Annotated in this window: 8 protein-coding genes; 7 read left to right on the top strand and 1 reads right to left on the bottom strand. The window is 68.1% G+C overall.

The annotated features are described in order from the left end of the window. Nucleotides 1–433: 433 nt before the first annotated feature. The 7 genes from ASG40_RS10965 (at nucleotide 434) to ASG40_RS10995 (ending at nucleotide 18937) form a co-directional block, all read left to right on the top strand. A complete protein-coding gene (locus ASG40_RS10965; protein WP_055885215.1) occupies nucleotides 434–10108 on the top strand; it encodes a peroxidase family protein in 9675 nt (3224 codons plus the stop codon). Between the two features lie 59 nt (nucleotides 10109–10167). Continuing rightward, nucleotides 10168–11934, top strand: a complete 1767-nt coding sequence (locus ASG40_RS10970; protein WP_055885218.1) for a type I secretion system permease/ATPase — start codon at nucleotides 10168–10170, stop codon at nucleotides 11932–11934. Further along, nucleotides 11931–15053: a calcium-binding protein gene (locus ASG40_RS10975; protein WP_055885221.1), complete on the top strand. Its 3123-nt coding sequence runs from the start codon at nucleotides 11931–11933 to the stop codon at nucleotides 15051–15053. The genes ASG40_RS10970 and ASG40_RS10975 overlap by 4 nt, the downstream gene beginning before the upstream one ends. Before the next feature lie 25 nt (nucleotides 15054–15078). Continuing rightward, nucleotides 15079–16425: an HlyD family type I secretion periplasmic adaptor subunit gene (locus ASG40_RS10980; RefSeq protein ID WP_055885224.1), complete on the top strand. Its 1347-nt coding sequence runs from the start codon at nucleotides 15079–15081 to the stop codon at nucleotides 16423–16425. A 107-nt stretch (nucleotides 16426–16532) separates the two neighbouring features. Next, nucleotides 16533–17099, top strand: a complete 567-nt coding sequence (locus ASG40_RS10985) for a methanogen output domain 1-containing protein (RefSeq protein WP_244480596.1) — start codon at nucleotides 16533–16535, stop codon at nucleotides 17097–17099. A 100-nt stretch (nucleotides 17100–17199) separates the two neighbouring features. Next, nucleotides 17200–18270, top strand: a complete 1071-nt coding sequence (locus ASG40_RS10990; RefSeq protein ID WP_244480597.1) for a sensor histidine kinase — start codon at nucleotides 17200–17202, stop codon at nucleotides 18268–18270. A 7-nt stretch (nucleotides 18271–18277) separates the two neighbouring features. Beyond that, on the top strand, nucleotides 18278–18937 hold the full coding sequence (locus tag ASG40_RS10995) for a response regulator transcription factor (protein ID WP_244480598.1): 660 nt from the start codon (nucleotides 18278–18280) through the stop codon (nucleotides 18935–18937). 36 nt (nucleotides 18938–18973) lie between these two features. On the opposite strand, the gene ASG40_RS21915 is transcribed toward ASG40_RS10995, so the two are convergent. Continuing rightward, a complete protein-coding gene (locus ASG40_RS21915; protein WP_156387675.1) occupies nucleotides 18974–19129 on the bottom strand; it encodes a hypothetical protein in 156 nt (51 codons plus the stop codon). Nucleotides 19130–19824: the final 695 nt, after the last annotated feature.

Here is a 19824-nt window from a genome sequence, read left to right on the forward strand (position 1 = left end):
CCGCGCCCGGCCCATGATCCGCAGCACGCTCGCTACCGTGCGCCGGCCCGGACAGAGGATCGCACCGATCAGCAGGGCCTGAGCGTGCCGCCACGACCGGTGGACGAACAGCGGAGCGAAGGACAGGATGATCCCGGCGAAGCGGGCAGGCAGGTGCGGCATGAGGCGTCTCTGGCGAAGGACACCATAAGCCTATCCATCACGCCTGCTTCGTCACCCAGCGCGTTCCACGACCGGTCGAAATGGCCAAAGTCGAGCTGAGGGAAAGACACTCGGGGTAGGGTATTTCCCCCAGTGAGGAGTGTTTTTACAAATATCATTCAGGATTCGGAAATGAAACCTTCGCGTCGATTGGGGAAGCCGGCCTGAACACAGGACGGTCCTCGCATTTGACCGGGTCGGCGAATGCCGCCCGCGTCGCGCGGAGGGTATCATGGCCGTCCATCTCAACCAGCAGGATCTGACCTTCATCTTGAGGCAGATCAAGATCGCCGAAGCCCACGCGAGCGGCGTCAAGCTGACCGAGTTGAGGGTCGACGCCGCCACCGGCGAACTCCTGACGGACCGCGCCCTTTACGACACGGGCGGCAACTGGTCGGGGCTGCCGGACGCGCCCCGCGCCGTTCCCGACCCCCACACCCCGTACGGCCTGCGCACCGTGGACGGCACCTACAACAACATCGTCCCGGGTCGGGAGACCTGGGGGGCGTCCGGCCAACCCATGCCGCATCTGCTCGATCCCAGCTTCGCGAGCTCCGGCTACCCGATCGCCGGCAGCGTCACCGACGCGGATCCGCGCACCATCTCGAACCTCGTCGTCGACGCGAGCCTGGACAACCCGGCCGCCATCGCCGCCGCCCTCAGGCTCGCCGGATCCGCGGACATCCTCGGCGACTTGGCGCTCGTCACCAATGCCTACGAGGCCGTGAGGTCGGCCCCGGCGACCACCTCGGCCGAGGCCCTCGCTGTCCTGGAGACCAACCTCGCAAGCGTCCTCGCGGACAAAGGCATCACCCTGACGAACGGGTCGATCGACGTCCTGAACGTCACCCCGGACGAGGGCCTGTCGAAACCCTTCAACGCCTGGATGACCTTCTTCGGACAGTTCTTCGACCACGGCCTCGACCTCATCTCGAAGGGCGGCAACGGCACGGTCTTCATCCCGCTCGCGGCGGACGACCCGCTCGTGACCCATGGTCCCGACGGCATCCAGGGGAACGGCGACGAGGTCCGGCCGGAGGCGCAGTTCATGGTGCTGACGCGCTCGACGCCGGTCGACGGCTCGCAGCGCAACGTCACCACGCCCTTCGTCGACCAGAACCAGACATACACGTCGAACCCTTCCCACCAGGTCTTCCTGCGCGAGTACGAAATGGTGGACGGCAGGCCCGTCTCCACCGGCCGGCTGCTTGGCGGCGAGAATGGGGGCCTGGCGACCTGGCACGACGTCAAGGAGCAGGCGCGGACGATGCTGGGCATCGACCTGAGGGACAGCGACGTCTCTTCGGTGCCGCAACTGCTCACCGATCCCTACGGCGCCTTCATTCCCGGTGCCAACGGCCTGCCGCAAGTGATGGTGCGCACGTCCGAGGGTGACATCGCCTACGTCTCGGGGAGCATCGCGGCGCCCCTCGCGCTTTCGGCCACGCAACTGACCGCGGGCGCAACCATCGCGAACGCCGACGGGACGCCAACCACCCTCAGCGCCAACGAGACGTTCGCCATCGCGCGCACCTTCAACGCCTTCCTCGACGACATCGCCCACAACGCCGTGCCCGTCCTGGCAAACGGCATCCTCGTGCCGGACTCCGGCGATGCCGTCGGCAACGACGTGGCGGTGCTCAACGGCAGGAACACCGAGTACGACAACGACCTCCTCGACCGTCACTTCGCGACCGGTGACGGGCGCGGGAACGAGAACATCGGCCTCACCGCCGTTCACCACATCTTCCATTCGGAGCACAACCGGCAGGTCGACGCCCATAAGCTGACGATCCTGACGGACGGCGACCTCGCCTTCGTGCGGCAATGGCTCGACGCCCCAATCACGCAGGCCGACCTGAACGCGATCAAGGCCGGCCTCGCCACGGCCCCGAACCGGGATGCCTTCGTCACGGCGCTGGCGGACGGCGACGCCTCGACGGGCCTCATCGGCATCGAGCTGAACTGGAACGGCGAGCGCCTGTTCCAGGCGGGCCGCTTCGCCACCGAGATGCAATACCAGCACCTCGTGTTCGAGGAGTTCGCCCGTAAGGTGCAGCCCCTGATCGACCCCTTCGTGTTCAACTCGGTGACGGAGATCGACCCGGCGATCTTCGCCGAGTTCGCCAACACGGTCTATCGCTTCGGGCACTCGATGCTGACCGAAAACATGCCGCGCGTCGGCGCGGACGGACAGGCGCTCGACGGGGATCTCGGGCTGATCGATGCCTTCCTCAACCCGGTGATGTTCGACAGCCCGGGCGACCTCGCGGCCGACGGAACGCCCACGCTGAACCACGATGCCGCCGCGGGCGCCATCATCCGCGGCATGATCGTCGAGCGCGGGAGCGAGATCGACGAGTTCGTGGTCGGCGCCGTGCGCAACAACCTGCTCGGCCTGCCCCTCGACCTCGCCGCCATCAACATCGCGCGCGGCCGCGAGACCGGTACGCCAACCCTGAACGAAGCGCGCACGCAGCTGTTCGCCGCCACGGGTTCTACCTTCCTCACGCCCTACACGAGCTGGGCGGACATGACGGGCAACCTCAAGAACCCGATGTCGATCGTCAACTTCGTGGCCGCCTACGGCACCCATTCGTCGATCGCCGGGGCGACGACGCTCGACGGCAAGCGAGACGCGGCGATGGCGCTGGTCCTCGGCGGTAGCGGAGCCCCGGGCGACAGGCTCGACTACCTCAACTCCCGCGGTACCTGGGCGGGTATCGAGACCGGCTTGAACGCGGTCGATCTGTGGATCGGCGGCCTCGCGGAGAAGCAGATGCCGTTCGGCGGCCTGCTCGGCTCGACCTTCAACGCCGTGTTCGAAGCACAGATGGAGAATCTCCAGGACGCCGACCGCTTCTACTACCTCACCCGGGTCCAGGGGCAGAATTTCCTCGTCGAGCTGGAACAGAACTCCTTCTCGAAGCTGATGATGGCCAACACCGACCTGGCGCTGCCCGGTCCCGATGGAGTGCGAGGCACGGGCGACGACATCGTCCCGCGCCATATCGGCGTCGATGCCTTCGCGGACTACGATTACGAACTTGAGGTCGACATCAGGAACCAAGTCGACCAGAACGGTGTCGATAATCCTCTCGATCCAACGACCGTTGGCAAGGACCCGACGGGAAACGACCCGGTGCTCGAGGCTATGGGCCTTGGCAAGGTCATGCGCGACGACCCGCAGACGGACGTTGACGAAAACGCGATAAGCGGCCTCCAGGCCTCAGTGAATGCCCTCGTCAGGCACTACAACGCCGATGGCACGCCCTCGGATCGCCTCATCGACGGTGCCGAGGACGGCAACGGAAACGCCGCCAGCCCGGTGACCTGGTCGGACGTCAAGGCGAACGCCCTCAAGCTCGGCATCGTCCTGACCGACGCCGACCTCGGGAACGCACCCGTGCTCCGGGTAGATGCCGATGGGAGCTTCGGCTTCGCGCCGAGCGTCGACGTGACCCGGCCGGTCGTCCTCGCCAATGGAAGCTTCGACGATCGGGTGCTGATCGCCGGCACCGCGGGCGTCTTCTCCGACCCCAGCGGCAATTATACGGTCGCGAGCCCTGCGGGCTGGACCATCACCGGGGGGCATGGCGGCGGCACCTTCGCGCCCTTCGCCAGGACCGTCGACGCCGAAGGACGCGATGGCACCAACGTCGCCTATCTGATGAGCGGGGCCACGATGGCCCAGGCGGTCGGAACCACCCTCGTGGCCGGTACCCGCTATACGTACACCTTCCAGGTGGGCGACCGATTCGATTTCACTTGGCCCGGCGGCGTCGCGCGGCTGATGGTCGGCAACGCCGTCGTATCCTCCGTCGACCTGCTTCCCCCCGCCAACGGACAGTGGCGAGATTTCACGCTCGACTCCGGCGTGATCCCCACCAACCTTGCCGGCCAGCAGATGCGTCTGGTGGTCCAGAGCACCGGCCCGGCCAACACCCAGATGCTGGTGGACGACGTCGACATCATCCGGACCTCGGAGACGGTCTACCGGTCCGACCTGACTCCGGCGAACACCCCCGACTATCATGCCGCGTCCGACCCTTTCGCCCGCGACGCCGACGGCAACGTGCTGCGCACGGGCCAAGCCTTGGCCACTCCCGGGCCCGTCATCGATGCGACCCTCATCGATACAGCCGCGCTCGCCCGTGTGTTCGACTCCGGCCATTACCTCCGCTTCACCGGCGGCGAGCACGTTCTTGCGGGGGGCACCGACGGTAACGACACCATCATCACGGACTTCGGCGACGACGGGATCTGGGGCGACGCGGGCGACGACCGGATCGAGTCCGGCGCGGGCGTCGACCTCGTCAACGGCGGCGACGGCGACGACATCATCACCGATTCCGGCGACACAGGCGATTTCCTGAAGGGCGAGGGCGGTAACGACGTCATCGCCAACTCGAACGGCATCGACATCCTGATGGGTGGCACCGGCAAGGACGTCGTCTTCGTCGGGGTGGACTCCACCGAAGTATTCGCGGGAGCCGGGGACGATTTCGTGCTCGGCGGCGACGGCGCCGACCTGCTGATGGGCAACGAGGGCGACGACTGGATGGAGGCCGGCGGCGGCTTCGACACCACGGCCGGCGATAACTCGGAGCTGTTCTTCAACTCCGTCATCAAGGGCCACGACGTCATGTTCGCCGGGGGCGACGAGCACGATTTCGACGGCGAGTCCGGCGACGACATCATGGTGCAGGGCGAGAGCGTCATGCGCAGCGAGGGCATGTTCGGCTTCGACTGGGCGATCTTCAAGGGCAACGCCCTCAACGGCTACGCCGACATGCGCATTCCGATCTTCACGACGGAGGAGGCCGACATCCTGCGTAACCGCTTCGACTCGACCGAGGCGCTGTCTGGCTGGAAGAACGACGACACGCTGATCGGCGACGACCGCACCGCGGCCGATGCCGCCGATCCCGGTGGCGGTACGGTGGCGGCCAACGAAGGGGTGTTCTTCAACGACGGCCTCGACGCGGCCGGGCTCGCCCGGATCGCCGGGCTGAACCAGATCGTCACGCTCGGCGCCAACGGCCTCTTCGAGGCGGGGAACATCCTGCTCGGCGGCGGGGGCAGCGACCGACTCCAGGGCAACGCCGCCGACGACATCCTCGACGGCGACCGCTGGCTGAACGTTCGCATCAGCATCAGGGGCGGGGCCAACGGCGACGGAGCGGAGATCGCCACGGTCGACAGCCTCAAGCATGCCTTCCAGAAACCCGAGGGGTGGGAAGCCGGCGACCCACTCGGCTTCCCGGCGGAGTGGGAGGGCAAGTCGCTTTTCGAGCTGATGATCGCCCGCACCGTCCGGCCGGACCAGATGCACATCGTGCGCGAGGTCCTCGATGTCGGTTCGACGCCGGGAGAGGTCGATACGGCCGTCTTCTCGGACGTTCGCGCCAACTACACGGTGACGAACCTCGGCGATGGCACCTTCAGGGTCAGCCATACCGGATTCGTGCAAGGCCCGGCGACGAGGTTGTCGGACGGTGTCGACACGCTCCACAACATCGAGCGGGCCCAGTTCGCCGATCGGGCAGTGTTCCTCACCAACGTGGCCGCCACCGGGGCCCCGACCGTCAACGACACGACCCCGACGGAACTGTCCCAATTGCAGGCGAGCGCGATCGGCATCGCCGACCTGAACGGCTTGCCCGCGACGTTCGGCTACCAGTGGCAATCTCTGGGTGCCGACGGGGTAACCTGGACCGACATCGTAGGAGCGACGGGCCAGAACTTCACTCCGCAGCAGGCTCAGGTCGGCCGTCCCGTCCGTGTCGCCGTGAGCTTCACCGACGAGGGCGGCTACGCGGAGCGGGTCTTCTCGGCACCGACGGACATCGTCGGCGACACCATCACCGATGGTGCCCAAGGAACCACGATCACCGGCACGAACGGCGCGGACCGCATCCTCGCCAATGGCGGCAACGACACGGTCAACGCCCTCGCCGGCGACGACTTCGTCCAGGGTGGTGCCGGCAACGACACCCTCAACGCCGGTGCCGGGAACGACGAGGTGGAGGGCGGCGCTGGAACCGACGTCATCAATGGCGGGACGGGCGACGACCTCATCACCTGGAACGGCGGAGTGTTCTTGAACCCCAACGACGGACGCGACATCGTCGATGGCGGAATCGATGGAACGGACGAGTTCGTCGTCAACGGAGCGGTTCTGGCCGCCGAGACCTTCAGGGTCTACACCCGCGCGGCGTGGGATGCGGTCGCCGGGAACGACCTCGCAAGCCTCAACGGCCTGACCGAGATCGTGATCACGCGGGGCGGCACCGGTAACGCGAACATCATCGCGGAGCTGCGGGACATCGAGGAGATCCGGATCGGCACGCGCACGGTGTCGGGCACCAATCCTCCTGCGGGCGGGCCCGCAGGCTTGGGTGACACCGTGATCGTCTCCGGCGACTTCTCAACGACAAGCCTGAACCTCAACACGATCACCATCGAGGGCACGGCCGGCAACGACGCCGTCGACGTGTCCGGTCTCTCTTCCGCGCACCGAATCGTCTTCCGCTCCAACGGCGGCGTCGACACGATCGTGGGAACGCTTCGGGAGCAGGACGTCATCGAGCTTGCGCCGGGCACGACCCGTTCCGATTACGTCGAGACGCACGCCAACGGTATGACGACCCTGACCCACGGCTCGCACACCATCACCTATGCGAGTGCCGGAACGCCTTCCTTCGCCGAAACCCTGGACCCAGGCGAGGAGCAGCCTGGCGGGGGTGTCGGCATGGACGGCGCATTCGCGCTCACGGTGGCAGACCTCGCCGGGATCAAGAACCTCGTTCAGGGCCGCCCCGCGTTCGAGGGCGACGATGACACGGACGGGGCAACCGGCGTGCGCTCGCTTTCCGGCGCCGGCAACAACCCGGCCCATCCGGAGTTCGGCGCTGCCGATCAACCGTTCATCCGCCTGACGGACGCCCATTACGGCGCCTTCGACCCCGCCATCGGCAACAACGCCCTGAATCCGCTCTACGCCGGCCTCGACGCCCGCGCCATCAGCAACGTGCTCGGAACCCAGGAAGCCGGCCTGCCGCACCAGGCCAACGGCTCGAACATCTTCTTCATGGCGTTCGGGCAGTATTTCGACCACGGCCTCGACTTCCTGCCGAAGAGCGCGGCCAACGGCATCGTGCAGATCGATCAACTCGGGACGGGACGGACATCGACCACCAACAACCCCGCCGACCTGACCCGCGGAGAGGTGTCGTCCATCGTGGACGGCGTACCCCAGCACCTCAACAAGACCTCGCCCTACGTCGACCAGAACCAGGCCTACGGCTCGCACGAGCTCGTCGGTCAGTTCCTCCGGGAGAGCGACGGCAACCAGGGCGTGGGGGCGCGTCTCCTCGCCGGCGCGGCCGACCCGACCGCCCTCGGCTTCAACCTGCTGCCGACCCTGCGCGAGCTCATCCAGCACCATTGGGAGGCGGACACCGTCTTCCACGACGCCTCGCTTCCCGGCGGCTCGATGAGCTTCCGAGCCTACTTCTCGAACTTCCCCATCACCGAGACCAGGTCCGGCTCCCTGTTCAACGCGGCCGGCGCGTTCGACCCCGAGGCCGTGAGCGCCTTCGCCTCGAATTTCATGGGCAGCGGCAACGCGCTGCTTCTCGACACGAACCCCTTCGTCAGCCTGCTCGACCACTACGTGGCCGGTGACGGTCGGACCAACGAGAACGTGGCGCTGACCGCCATGCACACGATCTGGGCGCGCAACCACAACTTCCATGCCGAGAACCTCGTGGAGGCGGGTTTCGAGGGGACGCCGGAGGAGGTGTTCCAGGCCGCCAAGATGCTCAACGAGTCGGAGTACCAGCGCGTCGTCTTCGACGAGTTCGCCGACCAGCTCATCGGTGGCATGCGCGGGCTAGGCACCCACGGCCACGACGGGTACAATCCGGACGTCGACGCCCGGATCTCCCACGAGTTCGCCTCCGCGGTCTACCGCGTCGGGCACTCGCTGATCGGCGAGACCCTGACCGTGATGGGGCCCGACGGGCAGCCGCGGCAGGTCGCGTTGTTCGACGCCTTCCTCAACCCGTCGAACGACGCGTCCGTATTCACGGCGCCCCTGCCTCCCGGCTACGTGCCGCAGCCGGGCTATGCGCAGCTCGGGGCCAACGCCATCCTCGCCGGGGTCGCGACCCAGCCGGCCGAGGAGGTCGACTTCAACATCGTCGACGCCGTGCGCAACGACCTCGTCCGCATCAGCGCCGACCTGTTCGCCTTCAACGTCGCCCGTGGCCGCGATGTCGGCCTCGGCTCTCTCAACCAGGTCCGCGCCGATCTCATGGCGTCGGCCGATCCCTACATCCACGAGGCGGTGGGCTATGCGGGCGACCTCCGGCCCTACGCCTCCTGGGAGGACTTCCAGGCCCGGAACGGCCTCTCCGCCACCGTCATCGCGCAGTTCAAGCAGGCCTATCCCGACCTGGTGCTGGCGACCCCCGCGGAGCGTGCGGCCTTCGTGGCAGCCAACCCGGACATCGCCATCCACCAGCGGACCGACGGCACCGAGTACGTGTCCGGCATCGACCGGGTCGACCTCTGGGTCGGTGGCCTCGCCGAGCAGCACATCAACGGCGGCGTCGTGGGCCAGACGTTCTGGGTCGTGCTCCACGAGCAGTTCGACCGCCTGCAAGAGGGCGATCGCCTCTACTACACCGACCGATTCGACAACTTCGACTTCTACGAGAACATCGTGGACGGCCAGAACTTCTCGGACATCGTCGCGCGCAACACCGGGCTGACCGGACTGCAGGAGGACATCTTCGCCGTCGACGACGAGGACGGGGACAATGGTGACGGCGGCACCGTCGGCGACGGCGACGGCGACGATGACGGCGATATCGATACCGATCCCGACGACGATGGTGACGAGGATAGCGATACCGATCCCGACGACGACACCGAAAACGATGACGACGGTGATACCACCGGCGGTGGAACGGACAACCCGCCGACCGAGCCATCCTCGAACCAGCTCGTGGGCACCGCCAACGGCGACGTCCTGTCCGGAACGGCACTGGCCGACACGGTCCTGGGCTTGGAAGGCGACGACAACATCCTCTCCGGGGAAGGGGCGGACGTCATCCGGGCCGGCGACGGGAACGACTTCATCGAAGCCGGCGGTGGGCGCGACGTCGTCTTCGGAGGCGCGGGCGGCGACGACATCCTGGCCGGCGCGGGAGCCGACATGGTCTACGGCGACGCCGGCGCCGACCGCATCCTCGCCGGGGCCGGCAACGACCTCGTGACGGCGGGAGCGGGCAACGACATCGTCATCGGCGGTGACGGCGACGACCTGATCATGTCCGAGCTCGGCGACGGCGACGACAGCTACTGGGGCGACGACATGGGCGGCGGCACCGGTATCGACACGCTCGACATGTCGGCGATCACCGCCAACATCACGGCCAACCTCGGCACCGGCCTCGCCGGTCGCGGCGGCGTCTCCAGCGGCCAATCCGGAAACGACACCCTCTGGGGCATCGAGAATTTCGTCGGCGGCTCCGGCAACGACGACGTCACGGCGAGCGACGCCGTGAACGTGATGGATGGCGGCCTCGGCGCCGACACCTATCGCTTCCAGACCGCGGCGGCGGCCCACGGCGACACCATCGCCAGCTTCCAGCCCGGCGACCGGATCGACCTCAGCGGCATCGACGCGAACCAGGGCGTGGCCGGCAACCAGTCCTTCACGCTGGCGACGGGCGCGGCCTTCACCGGGGTCGGGCAGCTGCTCGTCACCCAGGAAGCCCGGGCGGACGGGGACTACACCGTGGTCGCGGGGAACACGGGGGGCGACGCGTCACCCGAGTTCAAGTTCAGCATCAAGGGAGCCCCGGCCGCGACGGCGGCGGACTTCGCCCTCTGACGCGAGAGGGGCCCATCGCCGGGCCCCTCCCCATCGATTGAGCGCAGGAGGGCCCCGCCATGCGATCCAAGGACCAGAAACAGCTCGCCAAGAAGCGGAGCGTCGAGCGGCTGACCCGCCATTTCGGGATGCCGTTCGTGTTCCTGTTCGGGATGTCCGGGATCATCAACATCCTGGCCCTGACGGGGTCGTTCTACATGCTGCAGGTCTACGACCGGGCGCTGCCGAGCGGCAGCCTCCCGACCCTGATCGGCCTCTCGACGCTCGCCATCGGACTCTACGTCTTCCAGGGCATGTTCGACGTGCTCCGGCTCCAGATCCTGGTCCGCATCGGGGCGCAGCTCGACCGTCGCGTCGCGCCCCTCGCCCAACGCGTCTCCATCGACATGCCCCGCTACGGGTTCTCCGCCGCGGAATCGATGGAGCGCAGCCGCGACGTCGACACCGTCCGGGGCTTTCTCGGAAGTCCCGGATTGGTCGCGCTGTTCGACCTTCCCTGGACCCCGATCTTCCTCGTCTTCGTCTACATGCTCCACCCCTGGCTCGGAGCCCTGACCATCGGGGGGGCGGTGCTGCTGACCGTCATCACCATCCTGACGGAGCTCCTGACGCGGGGGTGGACGGGCGCGACCCAACAGGCCGTGGTTGCCCGCAACGCCATCGCCGACTCGAACGCCCGCAACGCCGACGTCCTCAAGGCGATGGGCTTCGCGGACCGGGCGGTGGACCGCTACCGCCTCGCCAACGACGAGCACCTCGAACTCCAGACCCGCACGACCGACATCGCCGGGACGTTCGGCGCCATCTCCCGCGTATTGCGCATGATCCTGCAATCGGCCGTGCTCGGCCTCGGCGCCTACCTCGTCATCGGCGGCGAGCTCTCGGCAGGGGCCATCATCGCGGCCTCCATCACCTCGGCCCGCGCGCTCGCCCCCATCGACCAGACCGTGGGCAACTGGAAGGCCATCGCCGCGGGACGGACGGCCTTCGGGCGCCTGAAGGACACCTTGGTGGCGCTCGCGGGCAACGAGAAGCCGATGCCGCTGCCGGCCCCGCGCACCTCCCTGCGGGTCGGCTCCATCACGGTGGCGGCGCCGGGCTCCGGCCGGGTGCTGCTCTCTGACATCGCCTTCGAACTCAAAGCCGGGCAGGCGCTCGGCGTCATCGGTCCCAGCGGCGGCGGCAAGACCACCCTGAGCCGGGCGCTCACGGGCGTCTGGCCGATCCTACGCGGCGGCATTCGCCTCGACGGGGCCGACCTGCCGCAATGGGACGAGGAAAGCCTGGGGCGGATCATCGGCTACCTGCCCCAGGACGTCAGCCTCATGGATGCGACCGTCGAGGAGAACATCTCGCGGCTCCAGGACAACCCCGACCCGGCGCTCGTTGTCGCCGCGGCCCGGGCCGCTGGCGTCCACGAGATGATCCTGCGGATGCCCGACGGCTACCGCACCGAGCTCGGCCCGTTCGGCACCGCCCTTTCGGGCGGGCAGCGCCAGCGCATCGGCCTCGCCCGCGCCCTTTACGGGAACCCGTTCCTGCTCGTGCTCGACGAGCCGAACTCCAACCTCGACGGCGAGGGCGAGGCGGCCCTCGCCGCGGCGATCCAGGGAGTGCGGGCCCGCGGCGGCATCGCCGTGGTCATCGCGCACCGTCCCAGCGTCCTGGCCGCCGTCGACACCGTCGCGGTGATCCAGGACGGCAAGCTGACGGCCTTCGGTCCGAAGGAAGCGATCCTCGGCAATGTGGCCCGCGAGGCCGCGCAAGCCTCCGAGCCGTCCCGTGTCGCAAGGGAGCGCTCCACCGTAGAGCGGGTGACCGCATGATGATCGAGACCAAGGGCACGAAGGCGGTCGAGGCCGCGGACGGGGCGCAGAAGTACGACCCGCAGAACGGTCAGGCCAAGACCGGGACGCCCTATTACCTGGCGCTCGCCGTCGCGGCGCTGGCGGCTTACCTGAAGTCGCTGTTCCAGACGCCGGCCCAGGCGATGGCACCGTCCGAGGAGGACTCGTCCCAATCGAGGGCCACGCCCAAGCTCTCCGTGGTGCCGGCCACCGCCGAGGAAGCCGACGCCGGGGAACCGGAGGCCCGTCTCGCAAGGTCTTCCGGGTCGGCCGCGCAATCGGAGGCGCCGGCCTCGCCGTACGATTCCCCGCAATTCCTCCAGGCTCGGGCGCTGCGATTCGCCAGCCCGGATCCCGGGACGGACCTGAACGATTTCAAGGCCTCGCCCGTCATCCCGATGCCGACCAACGATAACGGCGGCCCGGGCTCCCGAGGCGGCGGCGGCGGCGGTGGCGGCAGGCATCGCGGTGGCGGCGAGAAAGCCGGCGACGACGGCGGTCCTGACGGGTTGGATCCCGGAGGCCGCCCCCAGCCCGCGGCCGACGGGGCCGATCCTCCGACGGACGACGGTGTGGAACCGCCCGCTGGCGACGGCTTGGGCGAAGGCGGCCCGACGGGTCCCGACGGGCGGCGCAACCGCGCGCCCGTGACCGCGGGCGCGGTCCACCTCGCCGACGTGACCGGCTGCGCCCTGCTCCCCATCGCGCTGTCGGACCTGCTCCGCAACGTCGAGGACCCCGACGGCGACAGCCTCTCGGTGCGTGACGTCACCGCTTCCTCCGGGACGCTGACCCGCGACGGCGACGGCTGGGTCTACGACGGCGGCGCCCTCGGGCCCGTCACCATCACCTACGAGGTGACGGACGGCGAGTTCTCCATCACCCATGCCGCGATCTTCAACGTCGTCGAGCGCAACCTGATCGGCGGCACGAACGGGGACGACCTCATCCTCGGCACGGCCTGCGGGGACGAGATCGACGGCCGCGACGGCGACGACAACATCGACGCCCGCGCCGGGGACGACGTCGTCGACGGCGGGGCGGGCCACGACCACATCGTCGGCGGGACCGGCGACGACGTCATCCACGGCGGTGCGGGCGACGACGTCGTGCTGGCCGGAGCCGGCGCGGACCATGTGTCCGGCGGGACCGGCGCCGACCGACTGTTCGGCGAGGAGGGTGACGACGTCCTGTTCGGCGACGCCGGCGACGATCTCCTCGACGGCGGCGAAGGGCACGACATCCTCGTCGGGGGTGCCGGGAACGACCTCCTCGTCGGCGACTTGGGCGACGATCGCCTGGACGGCGGCGATGGCGAGGACCACGCCTTCGGCGGCGCGGGCCGGGACGTCGTCTCGGGCGGCGCGGGCGACGACCGCCTCGACGGCGGCGCGGGGGACGACGCGCTCACCGACGGCGACGGCACGGACGTGGCCCTCGGGCAGGAGGGAGACGACGTCTTCGTGGTGGCATCCGACGGCGCCGACGACCGCTTCGACGGCGGCGCCGGCACCGACGCCCTCGACCTCTCGGGCACGGTCGCGGGGGTCGTCGTGGACCTCGCCGAGGGCACATCCGAGGGTCCGGAGACCGGCCGGGACCTTGTCGCGTCCATCGAGGACGTCCGGGGTGGATCCGGGGCGGACAGGCTGGTGGGGAATTCGGCGTCCAACCACCTCGTCGGCGGGGCGGGTCGCGACCACATCTCCGGCGCGGCCGGCAACGACCTCCTCGACGGCGGTGCGGACGGCGACACGCTCTCGGACGGGACCGGCTCCGACACCGTGCTCGGGGGCGGCGGGGACGACGTCATCGTGGTGGTCGCCGACGGCGAGGACGACCGCTTCGACGGAGGCGACGGCACCGATGCCCTCGACCTGTCGGCCACCAAGTCCGGCGTCGCGGTCGACCTCGTGGCGGGTACGGTCGTCGGACGGGAGACCGGACGCGACACGATCGCATCGGTCGAGGTTGTCGTGGCGGGATCCGGCGCCGACGTCCTCACTGGAAGCGAGGCGAGCGAGACCCTGCTGGGCGGGGCGGGGCGGGACCGCGTAGCGGGCGGCGGCGGGAGCGACCACCTCGACGGCGGGGCCGACGACGACGCCCTGATCGACGGGGCCGGTTCGGACATCGTGCTGGGCGGGTCCGGAGACGATATCCTGACGGCCTCCCTCGACGGCGAGGCGGACCGGTTCGACGGCGGATCGGGACGGGACGAGCTCGACCTGTCGGCCACCATGGCCGGCGTCACGGTCGACCTCGCCGCGGGCACGTCGACGGGACGGGAAACCGGGCGGGACGCGGTCGCCGGGATCGAGGACGTGGCGGGAGGGTCCGGCGACGACGCGCTCTCCGGCGACGACCGGGCCAACGCCCTCGTGGGCGGCGACGGACGGGACCGCATCTCGGGAGGCGACGGCGGGGATCGCCTCGACGGCGGCGCGGGCGACGACACGCTCTCGGACGGCGCCGGACGGGACGCCGTCCATGGCGGCGCAGGGGACGACGTGATCGTGCTCGCCCTGGACGGAGAGGGCGACGTCGCTTCCGGCGGCGCGGGCATGGACACCCTCCACCTCGGCGCCGCCACGAAGGACCTCCTCGTCGACCTCGTCAGCCATGTCGTCTCCGGCTCCGAGAACGGAGTGGACACAATCGAATCGATCGAGCGGATCGTGGCGGGATCGGGCAGCGACCGCTTCGTCGTCGGGGACGAAGACGTCGTCCTCACCGGTGGCGACGGGGAGGATTGCTTCGCGTTCGATGCCGGCGCGAACGGGGAAGCGACGCGCGTGGTGCAGATCACCGACTTCTCGGTCGGCGACTACGTCAGCCTGCTTCGATACTCCCTGTTCGATCAGGGCTCCGACGCCCTGGGCCACTCACTCGCCGAAGCGATGGAGCGCAACGACGGCACCGTGTCGGGCATCCAGTACCGGTCCGCGCGCCTCGACGACGGTGACGTAACGGTGATCACGGCCGACCTCGACCGCGACGACACCTTCGAGACGACGATCATCCTCGACGGCCACCACACCCTCCTCTTCGTCGAGACGGCGAACGCGGCGGCACACCCCGCCCCGCCTTCCCATTGACCCATCCACAAAGCGGGACCCGACCATGCGCAGCCCATCCGTCGACGACCGTCCTCGCAGGTCCCTCGCGGGCCTCGACCTCGGGCCGGAGCCCTCCTTCTCGGTCGTCCCCCGGATCGCGCTCGGATTCTCATTGGGAGCGGCGCTCATCGTCGGGGTGGGTGGCTGGGCCGCCACCACGGACCTCAACGGAGCCATCATGGCACCCGGGTCCGTGACCGTCGAGCTGCACGCCAAGGCGGTGCAGCACCGCGACGGTGGCGTTGTCGGCGCGATCCTCGTCCGGGACGGGCAATCCGTGACGGAAGGGCAGGTCATCATCCGCATCGACGACGCCCAGACGCGGGCCGAGCTCGCCATCGTCAGGGGGCAGCAGGTCGAGCTGTCGACCAAGAAGGCACGCCTGCTGGCCGAGCGGGACGGACTGCGCGCCGTCGCCTTCCCGGCGAGCCTGTCGGCCGGCGACGCCGAGGCGCGGGCCATACTCGACGGCGAGTCCCGGATGTTCCGGGGAAACCTCGCCAGCCGCGACAGCCAGCGCCAGCAGCTCGAGCTGCAGATCGGGCAGGTGGCCGAGGAACTCGCCGGGCTGGTGAAGCAGAAGGACGCCAAGCGGGACGAGTTCGTCATCCTGACGAGCGAGCACATCAAGCTCCAGGGCCTGGTCGACAAGAACCTGTTCGAGAGCTCGAAATTCCTGCCCCTCACCCGCGACCGTCATCGGCTGACCGGTGAGCAGGGTGCGCTGGAGGCCTCCATCGCCCGAGCCAAGGTGCGCATGAGCGAGATCCGGGTGCAGCTCCTCGCCATCGCGGACACCGCCCGCACCGAGGCGCAAAAGGAGCTCGGCACCGTGGACGCCAAGCTCGCGGAGCTCGGCAACCGGCGCCTGGCCCTGGAGGACCGGCTGACACGCACGGAGATCCGCGCGCCCGCCACCGGCGTGCTGCACGAGCTGAAGACCTACACGGTCGGCGGCGTCATCACCCCGGCCGACGTGCTCGCGTCCGTCGTGCCGGAGGATGCCGCCCTCAGGATCGAGATCCATATCCCCCCGGCGAGCATCGACCAGATCAGCGTCGGCCGGCCGGCCCGGCTCCGGTTCACGGCCTTCAACCAGCGCACCACCCCGGAACTGAAGGGGGAGCTCGTCTACGTCTCGCCCTCGACGACCAAGGGGGGCAAGGACGAGGTGTTCTACGTGGGATACGTCGAGCTCGGCGTCGGTGAGTTGGACCGGATCGGGAAAGGGAAACGCTTGGTTCCGGGCATGCCCGTGGAGGTGCATGTCGCCACCGAGGAGAGGACCGCCTTGTCCTACCTCGTGAAGCCGGTCCAGGATCAATTCAGCCGGACCTTCAGGGAGAGATGAAATTCAATGAAACCTCGCGCGCCGAATGCGTCGAAAGCAATTTTGACGATAGCTACAAGTCGTTATTTGATTGACTCCGGCTTAGAAGATTCGTAGGTTTTTTTGAGTTGAGTTTAAATGGTGGAGCTGTTCCGATGGAACCTTCCACGTGCGGTGTAACGGACTTCAAGGACGCGCCGATCCCGATCGGCCTCGAACGTTTCCTCGGTCTGGTCATCCGGTCCCTCAGCACCGCCCTCGAAGACACCGTCGGTTCACATGAGGCCGGTGGGTTCATCAGCCTCGTGGGCATCGCCATCTCCGAGGAGGTTCAGGCCGAGTATCTTCGGGCCGCAGGCGCCGAACGGCTCGGTCGTGAAGCGGTGTCCAATGCCCTGATCGACCTGAAGCGCCGCCTCGGCGGCGACTTCTACGTCATCGAGGACACGGCAGAGCGCATCGTCCTCGGCAACAGGCGCTGCCCCTTCGGCGATCTGGCGAAGGAGTGCCCCTCGCTTTGCACGATCACCTCTCACGTGTTCGGCCACATGGTTGCGGAGAGCCAGGGCTATGGACGGGTCACGCTCGCTGAAACCATCGCCCGCGGCGCCCAGGAATGCAGGATCGTCATCGACCTGGATCCCGATGCCCCCGACCATGGAGGGCAATCGTACTTCGGGAATGGGAACGCCTAGTCGCGATTTCACGACGCTGTTCGAAGTCGTTCCCAATCCCATGCTGGTCGTCCAACCCTGTGGGACGTTGGTGGCCGCCAATGCGTCCGCACGCGAAGTCATGACCGACCTGCGGATCGGCGGCGTGCCGCCCGTCCACGGCTCCCGGCTGGTCGGGTTCATCCGCTACCTGGAACGCTGCGCCCGCACCGACGCCATCCTGCCCGGGACACTGTTCCTGGTTGCCGATGACGGAAGCCCCGAGCGACATCCCTGCCACGGGGGTCGCACGCGGTTCGAGGCGTTCGATGGACGGGTCCTGGTCCTGGTTCATCTCGACGGTCCGGCGCTCGACCGAAGGTTCAAGATCCTCCTGGAAAAGCTCCACGGCACCCGCGGCATCGTGCAGGAACGGAGGCGTCGGACGCGTCGGATGCAGGCACTCCTTGAGGAACGCGGTCGGCTGCTCGTGCGCCTGGAGGAGGACGCGACGGCCCGCGTGGCGGCGGAACGGGAACGGGATAAGGTCCTGACCCGATTGTATCGCGCGGGCCAGGATGAGCGTCGCCGGCTCGCGCGCGACCTGCACGATCACGCCGGCCAGCACCTGGTGGCCATGACCTTCGGCCTGCGACGGCTGACCTCCCATCTGACGGGGGCCGAGGCATTGGGCGAAGTCGATCGGCTCCTCGGCCAGGCCCGGGATATCGGCATGGCGCTGAGGCGCGTCTCGCTCGAGCTGCGCCCCGCCGCCCTCGACGAGTTCGGGTTCGTCACCGCCTTGCGGTACCTGGTGCAGGAGTGGAGCCGTGTGACCGCGTTCGCGACCGAGTTCCAGGTGGTCGGGCGGGAGGTTCCGCTGTCGACCGAAGTCGCCGTCACGCTCTACCGCCTGTCGCAGGAGGCCCTGAGCAATGTGGCCAAGCACGCCGGCAACCCGAGCGCCGTCTCGGTGGTGCTGCTGTTCGGCGCGTCCCATCTCACCCTCACCGTGGACGACAACGGCGGCGGCTTCGATGCCGATGCTACCTCCCCGCTCGCCCTCGTCGCCGAGGGCAAGCTCGGCCTGATCGGGATGCGTGAGCGCATGTCCCTGGTGGGCGGTAGCCTGGAGCTCGAATCCATGCCCGGCCATGGCGCGACCGTCATGGCGCGGGTTCACCTCGCGGGGGATGGGTCGGTCGATGCTTGAGCGTGCAATGATCCGCGCCGTGCTCGCGGACGATCATCCGGTATTCCGGCACGGCGTCGCCGACCTTCTCGCGGATACGGGCGAGGTCGAGATCGTCGCCTCGGTAGAGAACGGTACGGCTGCGGTCCAGGCCGCGATCGATCACGTGCCCGACATCGCCATCCTGGACCTCGCCATGCCGGAGATGAATGGGGTCGCGGTGATCCGCAGGCTGGTGGAACGAGGGAGCCCGGCACGCACCATCATCTTGAGCGTCTACGAAAGCCGGGTGTATGTCGATCAGGCCTTCGAGGCGGGCGCGAGCGGCTACGTCCTCAAGCGGTCGGCCTTCACCAGCATCGTGCAGGCCGTGCGGGCGGTCCATGCCGGCGGGACATACACCGACCCCTCCCTCCCGGCACGCAGCATCGGTCCGCATCGGCCCGTCGCCAGTCCCATCCACGAGAGCATGCATTCCCCCCTCACCGAAAGGGAAGGTGACATCCTGCGCTTCGTCGCCTTCGGCTTCACGAGCAAGGAAGTCGCGATCCGCCTCGGAGCTACTCCCAAGGCCGTCGAGATCCAGAAGGCGCGGGTGTGTTCCCGCCTGGGTATCACCAGCCGCGCACAAATCGTTCAGTTCGCCATCCTGCAGGGTTGGCTGCAGGGCGAGATTCCCGTTCGCTGAAACCGCTCGGCCCCATGAGAAAATCGATCCGTGTCCTCAAGCGACGTCACGCAGGACATGGGCCCTGATCCGACCGATCGAGCAGAGGTCGGCTTCCATCACCATCAGGCGCCTTTCCGCGCCTGTGGAAAAGCGGTGAAGCTTGCCTGCTTTGCCTTTTGCACGAGCAACGATGGATTGCGGCAGGCCCATTAGATGTTTGATCCCAGGGTTTGACGGTGCACTCTTCACCTCGGAGTGGAGGGATGCGCTATGGGCCAGGTTCTTCACGGCAGCGCCACGACGACGGAGCTGATCAATGAGATTCGGTATGAGGCGGCGCCTGACCGGTCTCGATCCGGCCATCGAGCGGTACACGTCGAGGTCGAACGGGTGCGTGCCGCCCTGGATCGGTGGGAAGACGAGAGCGCCTACGAACGCGATCGGGCCCGGGCGCTCTGGGGGCTCACCGACATCTGGGGGATCCCCCTCGTCTGACGGCCCGCCTGGCGATCGTCGAACGGGGTCGCGCTCCCCTTGGAAGGGCCCCCGTATCGCAGGTGAAAAGTCCCGGACGCCAGGTGACCTCGATCCGATTGGAGCGTCGAGGGCCGGTCGGTAGCCATGAACGCATCCGTCGCCACCGCCGCGCGGCGGGTTTGCGTGTCGATAATCACCGAAGTTTGACCCTGTCGGATCTCCTTCTAAGGCCCTGATATTTCGATGAAATAAGAAATCGAGGTGGGGTCACGATCGGCGCCGATCGTGACCCCACCTCGACATCAAAAACTACCTATAATTACAGTGACTTATACCAATTCTCATTGATCAGCACCCATGGGCCCATCGGCGCAGTCCGATGGACATGATGCGCCAGGGTTGGGCGATGAGCTTGTTCCAGGCGTCGC

This window comes from Methylobacterium sp. Leaf399 (genome assembly GCF_001424525.1).
Taxonomy (GTDB): Bacteria; Pseudomonadota; Alphaproteobacteria; order Rhizobiales; family Beijerinckiaceae; genus Methylobacterium.